Origin of the sequence: Proteiniphilum saccharofermentans (assembly GCF_900095135.1) — a bacterium.
Lineage (GTDB): Bacteria > Bacteroidota > Bacteroidia > Bacteroidales > Dysgonomonadaceae > Proteiniphilum > Proteiniphilum saccharofermentans.
Genome location: NZ_LT605205.1, coordinates 1,433,649 through 1,453,142 on the forward strand (window position 1 = coordinate 1,433,649; position 19,494 = coordinate 1,453,142).

General features: G+C 42.6%; 14 protein-coding genes and 1 riboswitch. Of the genes, 6 read left to right on the plus strand and 8 right to left on the minus strand.

Annotation, left to right across the window (positions count from 1 at the left end; translation table 11 throughout):
• Positions 1-29: 29 nt before the first annotated feature.
• Positions 30-235: riboswitch (cobalamin riboswitch) on the minus strand.
• A 74-nt stretch (positions 236-309) separates the two neighbouring features.
• The 4 genes from PSM36_RS05550 to PSM36_RS05565 form a co-directional block, all read right to left on the minus strand.
• Positions 310-1,116, minus strand: a complete 807-nt coding sequence (locus tag PSM36_RS05550; protein ID WP_076929562.1) for an ABC transporter ATP-binding protein — start codon at positions 1,114-1,116, stop codon at positions 310-312.
• Positions 1,117-1,302: 186 nt separating this feature from the next.
• Complete coding sequence (locus PSM36_RS05555) at positions 1,303-2,322, minus strand: FecCD family ABC transporter permease (RefSeq protein WP_076929564.1); 1,020 nt, start codon at positions 2,320-2,322, stop codon at positions 1,303-1,305.
• A 44-nt stretch (positions 2,323-2,366) separates the two neighbouring features.
• Positions 2,367-2,897, minus strand: coding sequence for a cob(I)yrinic acid a,c-diamide adenosyltransferase (locus tag PSM36_RS05560; RefSeq protein ID WP_076932074.1), 531 nt, complete (start codon positions 2,895-2,897; stop codon positions 2,367-2,369).
• Positions 2,898-3,016: 119 nt separating this feature from the next.
• On the minus strand, positions 3,017-3,826 hold the full coding sequence (locus PSM36_RS05565) for an ABC transporter substrate-binding protein (protein WP_076929566.1): 810 nt from the start codon (positions 3,824-3,826) through the stop codon (positions 3,017-3,019).
• Positions 3,827-4,156: 330 nt separating this feature from the next.
• On the opposite strand from PSM36_RS05565, the gene PSM36_RS05570 reads away from it, so the two are divergent.
• The 4 genes from PSM36_RS05570 to PSM36_RS05585 all read left to right on the plus strand — a co-directional run bounded on the left by PSM36_RS05570 (position 4,157) and on the right by PSM36_RS05585 (position 12,090).
• Complete coding sequence (locus PSM36_RS05570) at positions 4,157-4,429, plus strand: co-chaperone GroES (RefSeq protein WP_076929568.1); 273 nt, start codon at positions 4,157-4,159, stop codon at positions 4,427-4,429.
• A gap of 181 nt (positions 4,430-4,610) precedes the next feature.
• A complete protein-coding gene (gene groL, locus PSM36_RS05575) occupies positions 4,611-6,245 on the plus strand; it encodes a chaperonin GroEL (RefSeq protein ID WP_076929570.1) in 1,635 nt (544 codons plus the stop codon).
• Between the two features lie 312 nt (positions 6,246-6,557).
• Positions 6,558-9,869 (plus strand): TonB-dependent receptor, encoded by a 3,312-nt coding sequence (locus PSM36_RS05580; RefSeq protein WP_076929572.1) that lies wholly within the window; start codon positions 6,558-6,560, stop codon positions 9,867-9,869.
• 616 nt (positions 9,870-10,485) lie between these two features.
• The gene (locus PSM36_RS05585; protein ID WP_083710941.1) at positions 10,486-12,090 is read left to right on the plus strand and encodes a hypothetical protein; all 1,605 of its coding nucleotides are present in this window, start codon (positions 10,486-10,488) and stop codon (positions 12,088-12,090) included.
• A 603-nt stretch (positions 12,091-12,693) separates the two neighbouring features.
• Here PSM36_RS05585 and fldA read toward each other — a convergent pair.
• From fldA to istA, 4 genes are all read right to left on the minus strand, one after another.
• Positions 12,694-13,200, minus strand: a complete 507-nt coding sequence (fldA, locus tag PSM36_RS05590; RefSeq protein WP_076929575.1) for a flavodoxin FldA — start codon at positions 13,198-13,200, stop codon at positions 12,694-12,696.
• Between the two features lie 226 nt (positions 13,201-13,426).
• A complete protein-coding gene (istB, locus tag PSM36_RS05595) occupies positions 13,427-14,179 on the minus strand; it encodes an IS21-like element helper ATPase IstB (RefSeq protein WP_076929577.1) in 753 nt (250 codons plus the stop codon).
• On the minus strand, positions 14,176-14,436 hold the full coding sequence (locus PSM36_RS05600) for a hypothetical protein (protein WP_076929580.1): 261 nt from the start codon (positions 14,434-14,436) through the stop codon (positions 14,176-14,178). Before PSM36_RS05600 ends, istB begins: the two co-directional genes overlap by 4 nt.
• Positions 14,437-14,464: 28 nt before the next feature.
• Positions 14,465-15,652 (minus strand): IS21 family transposase, encoded by a 1,188-nt coding sequence (gene istA / locus PSM36_RS05605; protein WP_076929581.1) that lies wholly within the window; start codon positions 15,650-15,652, stop codon positions 14,465-14,467.
• 207 nt (positions 15,653-15,859) lie between these two features.
• On the opposite strand from istA, the gene PSM36_RS05610 reads away from it, so the two are divergent.
• Together PSM36_RS05610 and PSM36_RS05615 are read left to right on the plus strand one after the other, a co-directional pair.
• Positions 15,860-18,277, plus strand: a complete 2,418-nt coding sequence (locus PSM36_RS05610; RefSeq protein WP_076929584.1) for a TonB-dependent receptor — start codon at positions 15,860-15,862, stop codon at positions 18,275-18,277.
• Positions 18,278-18,519: 242 nt separating this feature from the next.
• Positions 18,520-19,473 carry an IS30 family transposase gene (locus PSM36_RS05615; protein ID WP_076932077.1) on the plus strand — a complete coding sequence of 318 codons (954 nt, stop codon included), beginning with the start codon at positions 18,520-18,522 and terminating at the stop codon, positions 19,471-19,473.
• Positions 19,474-19,494 lie beyond the last annotated feature (21 nt).

The window sequence follows — 19,494 nt, forward strand, 5'->3', positions numbered from 1 at the left end:
CTCAACGCTGCTTTTATCCCGAAAGCTTGCATGGCTGATGCTTTCGGTCAGGTCTTCCGGCTCGTTCCCGGTTATCCGTTGCCTTCCCACCCCGATTTATCGGGACAGTGACTTTTACATTTGAAAATGTCGGATAACCCTGTAAATAGGGAACATACGGCTGCGGGTACAGCTTCGGCTTCTTCGCTTATGGCAAACTACCGAATTCCATTGTGCCCGAAAGCGCTGCAAAAGTACTGTTTTTATTTGGGATTCGGAAATGAAATATTGGAGGGTTTATTTGGAGATCGGTTTGTTTGGTGAAATAATTTATTTTTTTCCATTGCGTAACCTCTGTTCAGATACGGGAAAGACTACCGGTTTACCTGATATGGGATTAGTCTTTACGATCACTACCGTGTCATATACATTTTCGATATGTTCATAGGTAATCACCACTTCGGGTGCTCCCTGGCAAAAGGTTGTCCCGTTTTTCATCATCAGGAGGAAGTCGCAATACTCGGCAGCAAGTGAGAGATCGTGTAAGATCATCATCACACTGAGTTTCATCTCTTCGTTCAGTCGTTGGATCAGGTTCATGAACTGCATCTGATGGGTAATATCAAGGTGTGATGTCGGTTCGTCGAGTAACAATAAGCGAGGGTGTTGTGATAAGGCGCAGGCAATATTGGCCATTTGTCGCTCACCACCACTCAATTCCGTCATCGATTTGTGGCGCAGACGATAGGTATTGGTCAGATGCATATAATGGTGTGCTATCTCGATATCTTCTTTCCTGTCGAAGAACTGGAATGGTTGACGGTAGGGAAGACGTCCCATCAGTACATATTCTTCTACCGATAGTTCTGCTGTTTCGGAGAATTGCGAGACAATGGCGAGTTTTTGCGCCTTTTCCCTCCATGTGAGTTCCGATAGGTCAGTTCCTTCAAGCAGGATATTTCCCTCTTTTAACGGCAATGTCCCTGAGATACCCCTGAACAGTGTGGTTTTCCCGGATCCGTTGGGCCCGATGATACCCGCAAACGACCCTTCGGGGAGCTTCAGGTTAATGTCATGTACCCGGAAGCCGCTACTATATCCGCAGGAGAGGTTTTGTATGTCGAGAAAAGGAGGCATTCTATTAATTATGAGTTATGAATTAAAAATTAAAAGTGAAAAGTGAAAAGTGAAAGAAGTTCAGAAAGAATTCACATAAATTATTCAATCTCCCTTCAATCTTCATCTATCTTCCTCAATCTCCCTCAATCTTTTTTCAATCTTTTTTCAATCATCCCTTCAATCTCCTTCCAATCATCACATCAACTAATCATCATATCGTCTGAGTTCTTTCCGTCTCGAATTACTCAATAACATGATAAACACTATGCCGCCGACAATACCGGTAATTACTCCGATAGGCAGCTCGTTGGGCGAGATGATAGTACGTGCAATTACATCGCACAGGATCAGGAATATGCCGCCGCTCAGAAAAGAAGAGATAAGCAATATGCGGTAATCGGTACCTACCCACAGGCGAACAATGTGCGGGATAACCAGTCCGACGAATCCGATGACACCTGCCACGGCAATACATGCTCCGGTAAGCAGCGATGTGATGACGAACAGGATGCGGATTACGCTGTTTGCGTTAAACCCTAAGTGTTTGGCCTTTTCTTCTCCCAGTCGGAGAGCATTAAGCGGCATTACGAACAGGTATGATATGATCAGGCAGAAGAGTGAAAGAGCGATCATTACTGTGATCAAGGTGCTGTTTGTTTCATTGAGCGATCCCATCATCCAGAAAACAATACCATGGATATTGTCCGAAGAAGTGATCGACATAAGGAACATCATCAAAGAAGAGGCGATGAAGCTAATCATCACCCCGGTCAGTAGCATCCGGTTGACACTGAGCCCACCCCTTCCGAGGCTGAGGGTATATACCAGGAAGATGGTTGCGAAAGCACCGAGGAAACCGGCTAACGGCAGAAATAGGATATTAAGCAGATGGAGTCCGGCAACAATTGCAAAGGTGATACCTAGCGATGCACCACCGGAGATGCCAAGTGTATAAGGTTCTACTAACGGATTACGGTAAATTCCTTGTAATATGGCACCTGCCAGGCTGAGGCTTCCGCCAATGGTTAGCCCGAGCAATGTTTGGGGAATACGGATATATGCCAATACACCGTATTCCATACTCTCCTTTTCAGAAAGAATGCCAGGCAGGTCGCTGATTCGAATCGAAATCTCTCCTGTTCCCAGGGATAGAAGGGAGACAGCTGATAATCCCACCAAAAGCAGTAAGACATATATACCCCAAACCCATTGTTTTTGTCCCATTCTTTTTTAGCTTAACCTGTATTTCGGAAACAGTTCACAGTTATTTAATATTCAATTCCTTTCCGGCTCCGTATCTTACGGTCGTAAGGATGTTTCAGTTTCTTACAGAACGTAACGTAATCGGCGAGTTCCATTATGTTATCCGTGGCAGCCCTACCTGTCATTACAAGTTCCATATTGGCCGGTTTGGATTTTATAAAATCAAGGAGTACCGATTCATCCAGATATTGATCGCGTACCGAAATAAGAATCTCGTCCATGATAAGGAGATCGTAATGCTCGGAGGCCACTTTCTCTCTAAGGATTTCGATGGCTTCCGGAACTTCCTTCTTGATTTGTTCGCCGTCGATGCTCTTATCAAGATGTGGGTGTCCTTTGGCAAAATTCAGTACGGTTGCACCGAGTTTTTTGAGGCTTTCCATTTCTGCATAACCGTATTTTTCGGGACGTTTGTGGAAAGAACAGTAACATACCTTGAATCCGCTACCCAAAGCACGTACGGCCAGACCTACAGCCGAAGTCGTCTTTCCTTTCCCGTCACCGGTGTATATATGTATTAATCCTAATTTTTTCATACGATTAAAATATTTATTTTCAAATGTATCGTATGGAACTCGCATTAATCATGAACTTGGGTGAAATCATTTTCATGCTCGTTTCATAGGTGAATTTATTTTATTTCATTTTTCACTTTTCATTTTTCACTCATTAACCGGTCCATTAATTCCATTGTCTGTACAAAAGTGATGGGAGTCGGCTGGCAGGCAATATCGGAATCAATTATATGTATCTGGTTGTTCCGGGTTGCTTTCAAGCTGGAGTACCTTTTCCATGTTCTCAGTTCTTCTTCCCCTACAATGCCCATAGTGGCGATGAAAATATAATCGGGATTATGGGCAATGACAAATTCTCGTGAGACTGCACCCTGTATCAGGTTTTTGGAAATATTTTCAATGCCAAGTAATGTCATATAATCATCCATAAACGTATTGGGGGTAACCGCGAACAACGGGTTGGCTCCGATTTGGAAGAACATCTTCCGTTTTGTCTTTTGTTTGTTCCTTTCTACTATTTTCTTGATTGTCTGCTCGCTTTCTTCTACCAGCCTGTTGGCTTTTTCAGTCTTGCCTACCAGTTCACCCATGTGTATAAACTGGTTGCAGATTTCCCGGAAAGATTGTGGAGAGTGAATAATCTCTACTTTTATGCCAAATTTCTTCAATAATTCGATATCTTTTGGATTGGTCAATCCGGAAGCCAATACCAGGTCGGGTTTCAGGCTGATGATCTTTTCTACGTTTGCTTTCACTGCTGAAGATACGATCTCTTTGTTGTCACCTTTAGCCGCCACACAATAGCTTGTACAACCTATCAGGTTATCCTGTGCTTCCAGGTAATAAAGGCTTTGAGTGAACGAGGGAGCCAGTGACACGATACGTGTATATGGCTGCCCTTGCACAGCGAATGTCACGAGGACAAACAGAAACAGAAATATTTTTTTCATTTTTCCACCTTTTTACTTAGTCACTTAACCACTTAGTCACTTTTCCGCATTTTCGTGCAAAGGTAACAAGAAACGGGTAAATAGCGCAATAAGATTTGAAAACAACGATGGTTTCTTAAATATGCCATATGGGGTACTTTTGCAACTGCGAAGGTATAATGTAAAGCGGGTGACTGAAATTTTGGCAGAAAATTTGTCAGTTTCTACTCGAGCCGGTAGTTTTTTTGGCAGAAAAAGGGAGCGAATAAATTTGGCACAGAATTCGCAGTTGAGGTAATGTCAATTAGATAACTAACATTAATTATATTAACATCAATTTTAGTAGAACGTATGAATATTAAACCATTGGCAGACAGAGTGCTGGTAAAACCGGCAGCTGCAGAAGAGAAGACAGTGAGTGGAATCATCATTCCCGATACGGCAAAGGAAAAACCGCTGAAAGGCGAAGTAGTAGCTGTGGGAAAAGGTACAAAAGACGAAGAAATGGTTGTCAAAGAAGGCGACAAAGTGCTTTATGGGAAATATGCAGGCACTGAAATTGAAATCGATGGAGTGCAACACCTGATCATGCGTCAGTCTGACATTTTAGGGATCATCGGATAAACAGTAACCCAAAAGATTGACTTAGATAGATGGTAGATAGATGGTAGATAGATGGCAGATTGAAAGGAGATTGATAGCGAAATTCAATCTGATTCAATCTAATCCAATCTCAATCAATCTCAATCAATCCAACTCAATCCAATCAATCTAATTCAAAATAAACAAAAATAATCGAAATAAAATGGCTAAAGAAATTAAATTTAACATGGATGCCCGCGACCTTCTGAAAAAGGGCGTGGACGAATTGGCGGATGCCGTTAAAGTTACACTCGGCCCCAAAGGTAGAAATGTAATTATTGATAAAAAATATGGTGCTCCCCAGATCACTAAGGACGGTGTGACAGTAGCAAAAGAGATCGAACTGGATGATGCTTTCCAGAATATGGGAGCGCAGCTGGTGAGAGAAGTCGCTTCTAAAACCAATGACGATGCCGGAGACGGAACAACTACTGCTACTGTTTTGGCCCAGTCTATTATTGGTGTGGGACTCAAAAACGTGACTGCAGGCGCCAATCCTATGGACCTGAAACGTGGTATCGACAAAGCTGTGGCTACTGTAGTGGAGAACCTGAAAAGCCAGGCTGTTGAAGTAGGTAATGACCTGAAAAAAATTGAAAACGTTGCCAAAATCTCTGCAAACGGTGATGAAACCATTGGTAAACTGATTGCCGAAGCCATGCAGAAAGTAAGCAAAGAAGGCGTGATCACCGTGGAAGAGTCGAAAGGTACCGACACTTATGTAGACGTGGTGGAAGGTATGCAGTTCGACCGCGGATATATTTCTCCCTATTTTGTGACCGACACGGAAGCGATGGAGGTGGATTTTGAAAATCCGCTCATCCTTATCCATGATAAAAAGATCTCTGCTATTAAAGAACTTCTTCCCATCCTGGAAAAAGGGATCCAAACCGGAAAACCGCTGTTGATCATTGCTGAAGATATCGACTCTGAAGCGCTTACAACATTGGTGGTAAACCGTCTGCGCGGATCATTGAAGGTGGCTGCGGTAAAAGCGCCCGGATTTGGAGACCGCAGAAAAGAGATGTTGGAAGACATTGCTATCCTGACCGGTGGTGTGGTGATCTCCGAAGAAAAAGGTCTTACTTTGGAAAACGCTTCACTCGATATGCTGGGTAGCGCTGAAAAAGTGACGATCGACAAAGATACCACTACCATTGTGAATGGTGTGGGCGAAAAAGAAGCCATCAACAACCGTATCGGGCAGATCCGTGCACAGATCGAGAAAACCACATCCGATTACGATCGTGAAAAACTGCAGGAACGCTTGGCTAAACTGGCCGGCGGTGTAGCAGTGCTTTACGTGGGTGCACCTTCCGAAGTGGAGATGAAAGAGAAGAAAGACCGTGTACAGGATGCCTTGTCAGCTACCCGTGCTGCCGTAGAAGAAGGAACCGTTCCCGGTGGTGGTGTGGCTTATGTGCGTGCTATTGAAGCCCTCGAAGGCCTGAAAGGCGAGAACGAAGATGAAACCACCGGTGTCGAGATTGTGAAACGCGCTATCGAGGAGCCGCTTCGCCAAATAGTATCGAATGCCGGAAAAGAAGGTGCCGTAGTTGTACAGAAAGTGCGTGAAGGCAAAGCCGATTTTGGTTACAATGCCCGCACCGACCAGTACGAAAATCTCTACGAGACAGGTGTGATCGATCCGGCGAAAGTGACCCGTGTTGCTTTGGAAAATGCAGCTTCTATTGCCGGTATGTTTCTCACAACCGAGTGTGTGATCACCGATAAGAAAGAAGAAAATCCGGCTCCAATGCCTCCGATGGGCGGCGGTGGAATGGGAGGCATGATGTAATCTTAAAATAGATTATATTAGTACGCTATCAAGGCGGATAACTGGAAATAGGAATTGAAAGTTGTCCGCCTTATTTTTTATTATAAGAAAAGATAAAAGGGTGTTTTTGTTTCGATTTATTATTTCCTGATACCTGTTTGTATAATATTGTTTTATCCGAATAATTTAGGCCATGGCCGGGTGCTCTAAAGAGTAAAGATTGTAACAAAAATGTAACAGATTTTAGATAAAATTATCGTACTTTTGCGCAATATAGTTTGTATGACATTTAGTTTTATTAGAAATACAATTGATAATTTAAACATTGAATTTATGGTAAAGAAATTGAAGTTTTTATCTGTAGCTCTTACTTTAATGATGGCTACTGTGATGCAGGCCCAGGTGACTACCTCCAGTATGAGCGGACGTGTTACAGATGCTGACGGAGCTGTGATCGGTGCAACGGTGATTGCTACACACCAACCTTCAGGAACGACTTACGGGACGGTTACCAATATGGAGGGCCGTTATAATTTGAACGGTATGCGCGTTGGAGGCCCATACACGGTAGAGATTTCCTACATTGGTTATGGAGATAATATTGCTGAAAATATTACCCTGAGTCTGGGTGAGAATTATGTGCACAATGTGGTTCTGGTTGAAGAAACGGTAACATTAAGCGAGGTGACGGTAACCGCGCAACGTACCCGGTTTACCGCGGAAAAAACAGGAGCTGCGACAAATATCAATAACCAGCAACTTTCCACTATGCCGACTATTAACAGGAGTGTGCAGGATATTACTCGGTTATCCCCTTATGCCGGTACAGGTCTCAGTTTTAGTGGAGGGGACGGTCGTTCTACCAACTTCACGGTAGACGGAGCCAATTTCAATAACAACTTCGGATTATCGAGTAATCTGCCAGGGGGGGGTAATCCTATCTCATTGGATGCGTTTGAAGAGCTTCAGGTTGTGGTCACACCATTTGACGTGCGTCAAACAAATTTTATTGGTGGAGGAGTCAATGCCATAACTAAGTCAGGAACTAATACATTTAGAGGTTCTGCCTATACTTATTTTACTAACCAGGATTTACAGGGAAGTCGAATAGGTGACACCTTTCTCGAACGAGCGAAGGAATCCACAACTACGTATGGTGCAACATTTGGCGGGCCGATCATAAAGAATAAATTGTTCTTTTTTGTGAATGCCGAAATGGAAAAACGGCCGGGACAGGTTGTTTACTGGCGTCCTTCCGAGAACGGTATTGCTGATGAGAAAAAACAATTATCGCGTGCCAGTGTGACGGATATGGAACGAGTAAGAAACCACTTGATAGAAAATTACGGCTATGATCCGGGATCCTATAATGATTATCCGGGTGATGAAAGCAATATGAAACTTCTTGCGCGGTTGGATTGGAATATCAATAACCAAAACAAATTAAGTTTCCGTTATAACTATACAAAAAATCAGGCATGGAATCCTACGAATGGAAATTCAACTGATGCCGGTCTTCGTAACAGAAATATGGATCGTATTTCACAATACGGTATGGCTTTTTCCAATTCGCTTTATACAATGGATAATATTATAAACGGTTTCTCTCTGGATTTGAACAGCCGTTTCAGTGATAATTTATCGAACCAGTTTTTGGTAACTTATACCAAAATTAAAGATATGCGTGGTTCACCTTCAGACCCCTTCCCCTTCATCGATATTTTGGTGGGACGCGACGAAAATAATGTGCCAATTGTGGAACCGTATATCTCCGCAGGTTATGAGCTTTTTACTTGGAATAATGGGGTTAATAACAATAAGTTTAGCGTTACAGATAATCTGACTTATTACTTGAACAACCATAAAATCACGGCAGGCCTCAATTATGAGTATCAAATGGCGAATAACTCATATATGCGTAACGGTACCGGATATTACCGCTATGCCAGCGTTGAAGACTTTTTGAATCAGGCTGCTCCGATTGACTTTGCGTTAGACTATGGATATGACGGAGAGAAAAATCCTACCGCTCAGGTTGCGTTCCATCAAATCGGTGCATATGCACAAGATGAATGGAATCTATCCCCTTCGTTTAAACTTACTTACGGTTTGCGGGCTGATTATATTTCATATGTAGATAATCTAATTCGTAATAATGCCATTTACGATCTTGATTTCAACGGAAAGAAAATTGATACGGGGAAATGGCCTACTCCTAAGGTGCAATTTTCTCCCAGAGTCGGATTTACCTGGGATGTAAAAGAGGATAAATCATTTGTAGTTCGCGGGGGAACAGGTATCTTTACTGGCCGTCTGCCCTTGGTATTCTTTACGAATATGCCTACACAGGGAGGCATGGTAAAAGGTATCTTCACTGCGAAGACTACTTATGCAAATGGGGTAAGTTCGTCAGATCCCATACTGGCTTCTTTGTCTGGAAAAATGATTACGAACATTGATGAAATGATCAGTAAATTGAATATGCAAAATACTATCTCTCCAGAAGATGGTGCTCTTCAGACTTCTATTGCCGGAGTAGATCCAGATTTCAAAATGCCACAAGTGTGGAAAAGTTCATTGGCTGTTGACTATCAATTACCGACATCATTCCCGTTTACCGTTACCCTGGAAGGTATCTATACTAAAAAGTTGAACGATGTGATGCTTGTGAATTATAATATGAAAGATCCTGATGACTCATGGCAGCGTTTCAAAGGGGCTGACGACCGCTACATTTACCCGGCAGTGGCAAACAGATATTATAACTACCATAATAATAACCCAATAGAAGCTCTGGTTCTGTCTAACAACAGTGAAGGATGGGGTGCAATCGGAAATATAACCCTTACGGCTCAACCTGTAAAAGACCTGAACTTGATGGCTGCTTATACCTATACCGAATCGAAAGAAATTTCAGGTATGCCCGGTAGTAGTGCCGGTTCTGCTTATGGTGGATTGATTGCTATCGACGGACCACATCTCCCTACTTTACAGCGCTCACAATATGTTACGCCTCATAGGGTTGTTTCCTCTATATCTTATAGAATTCCTTGGGAAAACAACATTCTTTTATCCAATACAACTCTTAATCTGTTCTATACTGGCTATTCGTATAGCGGGTATAGCTATACCTACAAAGGCGATATGAATGGTGATGGATACGCTGCTGATTTGATCTATATCCCATCGGGAAAAGGAGATATCAAATTTGCATCGGCTGAAGATGAAACCGCATTCTTTGCTTTCATGGAACAGGATAAATATTTGAAAGCGAATAAAGGAAAATATGCCGGAGCAAATGCTGTATTGGCACCTTGGTTACATAGATTTGATTTCCGTATTGCACGTGAGTTTTATGTGAATGTCGGACAAAGCAGGAATTCACTGGAGTTGAGTTTGGATTTCTTGAATGTAGGCAATTTGTTGAAAAGCACATGGGGTGTAATGAAAAATATGAGTTCTTCTAATGGTGGACAGATACTAGAACGTGTATCCACAGAAAATGATAATACCCCGGTATTTTCAATGGTGAAAATTAAAGATGCTGACGGGAATGACGTCTATCCTACACAGACGTTTACAACAAATTATTCACTTGATCAAACATGGCAGCTACAAGTTGGTGTCAGATATAAATTCAATTAATAATACTGCCCGAATCAATAAAAAACCCCACAATTCGTGGGGTTTTTTATTGATGGTGTGTTGTATATTACATGATTAATCGTTTGAAAGAAAAATTCCTCTATGGGAGAAACCGATATGAGTATTAACCCTCAATATAAATAATAAGGAGACTATTACATATGGGTACAATTATGGAACTGAGAATCGCGTATAGGATGTGAATAATCTAAAAGTAAATATACTTAATTTGGGTATATAATCGATGTTTTTCTTCCTGCTTCACCTATAAAAGTATACTCAAAATTTTCACAACATACATAATGATGTAACTAGTCAGACTTGGAGTTTACAGTTCGACTTAAGATATTCTTTGATTCAGTTTAAAAATCCACTACCTTTGAGGATGGTGGTTTAATTATAATACCTTAATATTCTATAATAATGTAAGTGTAAGCCATGATTCTATTATAGGGAAATACCCAAATAACCGTTAAATTATACATGAGTATTCATCTATTTAATAGGTTCTTATATAGGTATTTGTCGCTAAATTTATTGTTTGATATTGATTTTAACCGTTTTGTTTATTTGTAATTCCTAACTTTGAAAGACTAACGATTAATTATTTATTATTATGAAAGAATTAACTAAGTTATTATCTGTTTTATTGAGCATATCATTTATGCTTATTGTAAGTTGTCAGGACAACCAAATCTTGGATGAACCGAAGGAGGATGACAGAGCTTCAGTCGTTTCTGCGCAAACACGTGCTGTGATTCCTCATGATTTTGATTGGGAAAATGCCGATTGGATGCCTACACCTCCGGGGCAATCACAAATACCGTCGCCATGGGTTGGGCAAGGGAGTCTTGTTTCGATTTATGGATTGGATGTGATAAATGATCGTAGAGCGTCAGATGGTTGGGAATTGATGTATAACAGTTTCGATCCGAATGCAAGTGGACCTCTTGCAAATCCGTATTTTGTTCTGTATAACAAATACAGGGGATTAATGCGAATATTTTTATATACAACGACCCAGTTTTATGCTCCTTCATCTTATTTACAAGATGGTATTTCCATTATCTCCAACCATAGTACGTCTTTGCTCAATTTTATAGGAAAAGAAATTGTCGATGTCTCTGTGGCTCCAACCAAGTCGTATTCTCAAATTCAACCTAAACCAAGTGACGGATCTTACCCATTGGGTTCTAACAAATGGTATATGATGCAATATGAATTGGCTTATGATCCAAATTTGGCGACAATTCCATATAATCAAATACAATTGAATTGGAGTTTGAGTTCCTATGATGTTACCGAAGTCAATTTAGGTGGAGGTGCAACAGGAACAATAAATGGAACCATTGGGTCAGCTTCATCAACAAGTTCAAATATCATTTCTGAATTGAAAAACACTGGAGAGGTTGTAGGAAAAGGTGTATTGGCGGGCGTTGGACAAGCAGTCATAAATAATAACACTATAGATTCTACAGGACGAAATCACCTGAAATTACCAAATAATATTTTTAAAGCGTTGTCAACAGGTGTCAATGCTGCTTTATCTGCCGCATCAGGAAACATTCCCGGTGCAGTAATTGGTCTTTTAAGTGGTGTTTTTGGAGGTAGTAGTTCAGGGCCCACTGCAGCGAGTTTTAATTTGAATGCAGATATATCTCTTAAGGGCACTCTTACCAATGCAGGTTCTTTTCCTTCAACCCCTATTTCTTTTTGGGTGCCAGGGACAAATATTGCATCGAATGCAGTGGGATATATTCCGTTGTATAATAAATCATTGGGAGTACTTAATTTCAAACCTGGAGCTCCTAGAATAGATACTTCTACTTCTGGTAGATTTGGACCATATACTGTAGTAGATCCATGGAATGGTCAAGTCCTGCAGTATTATATAAGACACTTGTATTTTCCTCAATCAGTAGATTATTCGTCTTATTTAATTCTTAATCCAGAATTGCGATATATGTCTACCGTTGAAATAAAACAACAGGATTATTATGTTAAATATTATAGAAGAGGAGAAAATCCTAAATATCAAACTTTTGAGCTGAATCCCGGTTCTATTTCTTGGGAAGAGTGGCCTCATGGTGTAGAACATGGAACCAACCCTCCACAAGAACCAATTATAACTGAGATGGGTGTTCGTTTTACTATTGAGGTTAAACCTCAAGATGATAATATTCCTCCTTCTATTATTTACAAAACATTTAAACTTGACTAGTCCTAAATAAACGTTACATATTAATAGGACAAAAATACTATAATTATGGGATGAGGCTGTCTCAAAATGAAGATTAACTTCAAGGAGACAGTCTTTTTTTGTATGTATTTTGAGAGTGTTAAAAAAGAGTGGCAAATTCTCATTTTCACAATGAAAACTTGCCTATTTGCTTAAAGATTAGTATCTTAAAATGCCTTAAAAATACATACGAAAGTAATGTTTAAGTCTTACCTTACCAACGATAACCTGATTCTTCTTCCACCCATCTGGGAGAATTGATTGACCCGAATGATCCTGTGAGGGTTGTTAACCGCATCATGGAAGAAATCGATTTAAAGGTATTGTGTATGTCAAGTACTCCCGCCTTGGCAGTCGGACATTACAAGGACAAATAAAAGAGATGTGTTTAAATTGTATCGCCAAGTTAAAACACCCTGTCACGGGGAAATTACTGGGATCCCAAAATGTAAATCAATAAAAAACCCCACAATCCGTAGGGTTTTTTGATAGTGTGTCGTACATGATTCATAATTTGAAAGAGAGAACCCGCTAAGGGGATTTAGATTTATCGGTTAATTGTAAGAGAGTATCATATAGGAGGAATCAGTCCAGATATTGTTTCAGGGAATTTACCCAGGCTTCTATCCTTTTGTCTGTTTTGTCACTTTCGTTGTCTTCATCCAACGGTAATCCCACGAAAACTCCATTGCGAAGTGCCTGGGAATCATCGAAGGTATATCCTTCTGTAGATACTTCTCCGATAAAAGTACAACCTGTCTTGGCAAACTCATCGTAAAGGATACCGAGTGCATCGACAAAAGTATCGGGATATCCTTCTGCATCTCCCTGGCCGAAGAAGGCTACGGTTTTCCCTGTCAAATCAAGTTTGCTTATCTGCGGGAAGAATGTATCCCAGTCATCCTGCAACTCGCCTATACTCCAGGTCGGGCAACCAAGAATAAGTATATCTGGCTCGAGAAGTTCCTCAGATGAGACATCAGCGATATCTTTTAAAACAGGTGAATAGCCGGCCAACTTTTCAGCGACTAATTGAGCTGCATGTTTCGTGTTGCCGGTACTTGAACCGTAAATAATAGCGATTGACTTCATATTATCAATTATTGAATTTTCCACAAAGTAACATCATTCCATCAGATACTGCAATGACCAAAAATGATTATTTTTTTCTGAAAAATTATAACTATTGGGTATTGTAATTAGCAAATTTACAATGTACAAAAAATGGCAATGTTGAGTGTACAACTTTTGGCAATATCCAATGTACAGGTTTAACATTACATTAACTATCTCTTTTTTATTGTATTCAACTGTTTTTTTATTCTTTCTCAAGGAAAGTTTTCCGGTTGTCCATACGGTAACCGTTTCCCTCGAACCTGATCACCTCGCAACGATATAGCAGTCGATCCAGGATGGCTGTGGCTAACACTTCATCATCCAGTGTCTCCGCCCACTGGCTGGGTGACTTGTTAGTGGTGATGATGATCGAGCACTGCTCATGCAGGTGATTGATCAGATTGAACAGAGCCACCGCTTCACTCTTTTGCACCGGGAACATCATGATGTCATCTATGGCAATCAGGTGTGCCTTGGTGTATCGCTTGTAGGTGCTCATTGCCGATGAGATGATTTCTTTCCTGTTGAGCACGCCTATCAGGTCAGCCATGGTGGTAAAATAGGCCCTATAACCTTTCTTGATGGCATCATTGACCAGTCCCCCGGCCAGGTATGTTTTGCCCGTACCGCTTGGCCCCATCAGCACCAGGTTGTATAGCTGATCGACCCAGAGCAGCTCCCTGAGCTGTGTCATCTGCCTTATGCCGATGCTGCTCGAGGCCTTGTAATCGTACTCGTCAAGCTCGTGTGCACGTGGCAGACGGGCCAGTTTAGTCCTGCGCCGGTAATCATTCAGCTGTCGCTGCTCTAGCTCTTTTATAAGCATGTTCTCCAGGAAGTCCGCGTATCCCGGTGTATCTATGCTCGCCTGGTGAAGCATCGGCTGCAAGTTTTTGCTCAGGTATCCCAAACGAAGTATGCCGGCATATTGCTTCATGTTTTCTATCTGCTTCATAGCTCCATGATTTGATCGTACCGGTTTATCTTGCTTCTCTCGGGGATGTATGCATCCGTGTCATACTGACTTGTTTGAACACCGTCATGCAACACGCTTACAACAGGCAAGGGCTTCTTCTCCCGGCGTTTTAACTCCCGGTAATGTGATGCGGCTTCTTTCAGGTAAAGGGCGTTGTAGAGCCCATTGTCGAGGCAGTAATCAAGTGCACTGCCAACGATCTCCTCACCATATTCGCCCATCACCTCCCTTATCATTTTCAGATTGTCTCTCAGATAACGGGGCTTATACTTGTGTATCTCCTCTTACCTTGCCTTTTTCAAGACTGACGGGGTGCTCGGCCAGAAGGATGCCTTGCCGGTTGGAAAGCGAAAGGGTGCCATCCTTGACCTTGAGTAATACCTCCGGTCCCTTCCCGTTATAGGTGCCATATGGGACCCTGTAGAAGTTCCCCTTGTAACTGATTGTGTTATCTTTTCTCACCGTGTAGGTGGGAATCTCATCCCGGGGGATTGCCGGTGAGGGGCGAAAAAAGGAGAGATGCTCCTTTTCAATCAACCACACGTCATGGGGCAGGCGCTTCGTCGTGGCATGTTTGGTGCCGTTCGCCTTGCGCTCCAACCAGCTCAGGACTTCCTCGTTGAGGCGATCTATATCGTGAAAGGTACGCGCGCGAAGAAAGTTGTTTTTCACGTATCCTACCACGTTCTCGACCCGGCCTTTGCTCTGGGGATCGGCCTTGCGGCAGAACTCAACGCTGATACCGCGTTCATCCCTGTAGCGACGAAAATCATCAGCCAGGAGATAATCGCCAAGGTTCTCACTTTTCAGAAACACCGAGTCCTGATCATAGAGAAGCTTCCCGGGGATACCCTCTATATACTTGAAGGCCTGCTCGTGAGCCTGGACGGCTGTTTTCCCGGTGAAGGGAGTTGTTTGGAAAAACACATATTTGTAGCGACTGCGTGACAGGACAAGGGCAAAAAAATAAACCCTGCGCCTACTGCCGTCCAAACGTCGCATCTGTGCTGTACCGAAGTCAACCTGCGCCTGGCTGCCATATGCAAACTCTTCCAGGGCTTCCGTCTGGCGGATCTTCTCCGGTACAGGGATCTTCTCCTGACGCCGCACGTGCTGGACAAAGTTGTATACAGTCTTGCTGTTCACCTTCGGCAAGTCGGCGTATTTCTCCTTCAGCCGGTCTTCTATCACTGCCGCCGGCAAACCATTGTCTATACTCAATAAGGAAAGAACGTCCGGGTAATATGGCGACAGAACAAGTTCGTATACACGTTGTTTCATTGAAAACTCATGAAACTCTTCTTCACTCATCTTCTTGTACCTGGAAACAGTTCTGCGATCAACACCCAACTTTTTTGCAATTTTACTGTCCGAATTGCCCGGATTACTGGAAAGTTCTTTAACTTCGTACCACATACGTACCTTTCTAAGGTCATGTATCTGAGTCTTCATAGTGTTTGTATTTTCGTGAATTACAAATATATGAAGACTCTTCTTTAACCCTTTTTATGTACATTGCATATTGCCAATTTCTGTACATTCAATCTTGCCGAAAATTGTACATGCGAAGTTACTGATTACAGGTATTGATATAATTTATAATTACTGGTAATTTTGCGTTCTTTTTTAGGTATTATACGCAGTAAATAACATAACAAAATGAAAACTACACATTTATTTTTATTATTACTTATGCTGTTGTATGTGTCCAATGCTTTTCCACAAGCACAAAGGAGCGAGGGAACGCTTTCGGGATACGTACTGGACAAGAAAAGCGATGAAAGGTTACCATCCGTTACAATTTTCGTGAAGGGGACAACACAGGGGACATCCTCCCGTTCCGATGGGACATTTGTGGTGAAAAATATTCCCGAAGGAAAACAGACTATTGTCGCCCAATATGTGGGATATAGGCCTCAGGAAATCAATATGACGATAGACGCCGGAAAAGATAATGCAATCCATTTTGAACTGGAGGAAGATTTATTCAACCTGGAGCAGGTGGTTGTCACCGGAACGCGGACACCTCACTTCGTAAAGAATGTCCCTATCCGTACAGAAGTGGTTACTTCCCAATCGTTAAGGACAAAAAACGCCCAGAATATTTTTGAAGCACTGGAAGCGGTTCCGGGCCTTAGGGTCGAAAACCAGTGCCAGTCCTGTAATTTTTCCATGGTACGCATGCAGGGGTTGGGGGCTGAACATACCCAGGTACAGATAAACGGACAGCCAATCTACTCCGGTTTGGCCAGTGTATACGGGTTGGAACAGATCGGCACCGGTGATGTCGATCGTATAGAAGTGGTGAAAGGTGCCGGTTCCGCCCTTTACGGGAGCAGCGCAGTAGCCGGTGCTATCAATATTATTACCCGTGAACCGTCGGCTATCCCTTCCATCTCCGCCGATATCCAGTTCGGGAATTATGGCACCAACGCATATAATATTTCTTCTTCCATGCGGAATGATAAAGGCAATATAGGTCTGAACGTGTATGCACAAAAAGTTGATCATGGAGTGATTGATGAAACCGGTGAAGGGGATAGCCGGCAAGAGGTGAAACAGAAAGATGGGATAACTGACCGGGTGGAATCGAAATTGCACAATGTGGGATTCAGCCTTTATGTGGATAATCCTTTCTTTAAAGACGATAAACTTATTTTCCGGGGAAAAGGCATCAATGAAAAACGGGCCGGTGGAATCATTACCGATGATTACTACAAGAATCCCTTTACTGATGGTACCGAAAATATTACGACCAACCGTTACGAGGGTGAAGTAAATTATATAAAACCCATCGGACAACATTCTGAACTGCAGTTTAATACCTCGTATATCGATCATAACAGGGAGGCGACCAATGATTCTTTTCTAAGCGATTATATGGATACTCATGATGGCGATACCCCCAATGTGTTGGATATGCGCCCTTATATCGCAAAAGAGAATACCCGGGTGTCGTCATTGAGTTTTAAATCGAGGCTGGAGAATCATAACCTGATTTTTGGTGTGCAATACTATACTACCGATCTCAATGAGACAGGCATGTATACAGTGGTAGATGAAACAAGCGAGTACTACGGAAATGCTTACAAGTCAATAGCCCATAAGCATGCCCGTGAAATGGGAGCCTACATTCAGGATGAATGGAATGTGTCATCCAGATTGACGGTGGTACCGGGTGTACGTATCGATCATCATTCGTCGGGTGAAGAATATACTTCCGACAGGAAAGTTTTTGATGGCGATTTCCCGAAAACGAAATTTGATGAAACGAGCTTTAATCCTCGTCTGGCGCTAAAATACCAATTAACCAGGCAGATTACGCTTCGGGCCAATGCCGGCACGGGTTTTAGGGCACCTTACGGGTTTTCGGAAGACCTGCACCTGTGCAGCGGCTCTCCCCGTGTATGGAAATCATCCGAATTGAAAGCCGAGACATCACGCAGCGCCAACTTCTCCGCCGATTATTACGGCGACCATTTTCAGGTCAGTGCCAACCTGTTTTATACCTTCCTGAAAAATAAGATCGATTTCGCAGATGCCGACGACGAGGTGAAGAAACTGGGGTATACTTACCAATGGGAAAATATTGATGACGCCGTAGTAAAAGGAATAGAGCTTATGGTAATGGTGAATCCGGCCAGAAATTTGAATTTAGGTGTGGATTTTGCATTGAATAGCGGAAAGTATAATAACAACAGGGGAGACTGGGCAGAAACAGGGTATGCAGATATCAGCCGCTACATTCCCCGCTTTCCATCGACTACCGGAAGTGTAAAGATAGAATATTCGCCGAAGAGTTGGATGTTCACACTCTACGGTATCTATCAGGGCAAAATGTATATCGATTATATCAGCGAGACGGCTGAAAATTCAAAGATCAAAGAGACGGAGCCCTATATGACTTTCAACGTACGGGCCTCTAAACGTTTCGGACTATTCAATATCTATGCCGGAGCAAAAAATATATTCAATTATATTCAGGATGAGAAACACCTCGATGATGCGGCGTTTATCTATGCTCCCCTTTATGGCGCACTCTACTATGCCGGGATTTCAGTAAATATAAATTATTGACCCAAAATTAGACTTCCGTGCCCGATAAAATACCGGGCACGGTTTTTTATAACTCCTAAGTTCAACTTAGAAGTGCAACACCCGGGTGTTGTTTTTTGAAATGATTTCTTCAAAACAATCATGAAAAACACCGCGGGGGTTTGCCTAACGGCCGGGGGCGCGAAGCCCCCGAGGAGAGTCAAGCGGCAACATAAAAGAAAAAGGAGACCGAAGTCTCCCTAAAATTAACTATTATGTTGCTTATGAGAAAAAAATACAAACAGTTAACTTCAGAACAAAGGTACGCGATTTATTTAGGTATAAAAAATGGTGACAGCCAGCGAACCATCGCAGAGTCCATAGGGGTCAGTCCTTCAACGGTGTCCAGGGAACTGGGTCGTAACAAGAAGAAACATGGAGGTTACTCCTGGCGCTTGGCTCACGAGATGGCACAAGAGAGAAAGGAGCGTTTGCCCGGGAACAGGGACACCCCGGAGTGGATTAAACAGAAGGTGTTCCGGCTTGTCCGTGATGAATGGTCTCCCAAGCAGATCAGCGGATATTTGGAGAAATACAAGCAAATCCGGGTTTCCCACGAGACCATTTACAAGTGGATCCGGGAGGACAAAATAGCCGGGGGTGACCTTTACACGCATTGCCGCCACAAGCTCAAGCACCGCAAGAGGCCGGTGGGGTCAGTCAAGGGCATCCCCAACCGGAGAAGCATCCGGGAAAGGCCCGTGGAGGCCGACGGGAGCCGGTTCGGTGACTTTGAAATGGACACGATAATAGGAGCCAATCAATCGGAGGTGATCTTGACGGTAACGGAAAGGAAAACGAACCTTGTAATGACCAGGGGACTGCCCCGGGGCAAGGACTCCAAGGAGGTGGCAAAAGTGCTTGCTAACATGCTGCTACCCTACAAGGATATAATAAAGACCATCACCACGGATAACGGCACGGAGTTCGCCGCCCATGAAATGATAACTAAAAGACTGGGAGTCCCCGTATATTTTACAGACCCCTATTCATCGTGGCAAAAAGGAGCGATTGAAAATGCTAATAAACTCATCCGGCAATACATCCCCAAGGGGGCATCATTCAAGGACTATCTCCCGGGGAGATTAAAGCAAATACAGCATAAATTGAACAATCGACCAAGAGAAAAATTAAGCTTCAGCACACCAAAAGTTGAGTTTTACAAACAATTAATGTAAATTGCACTTGCTGCTTGACTC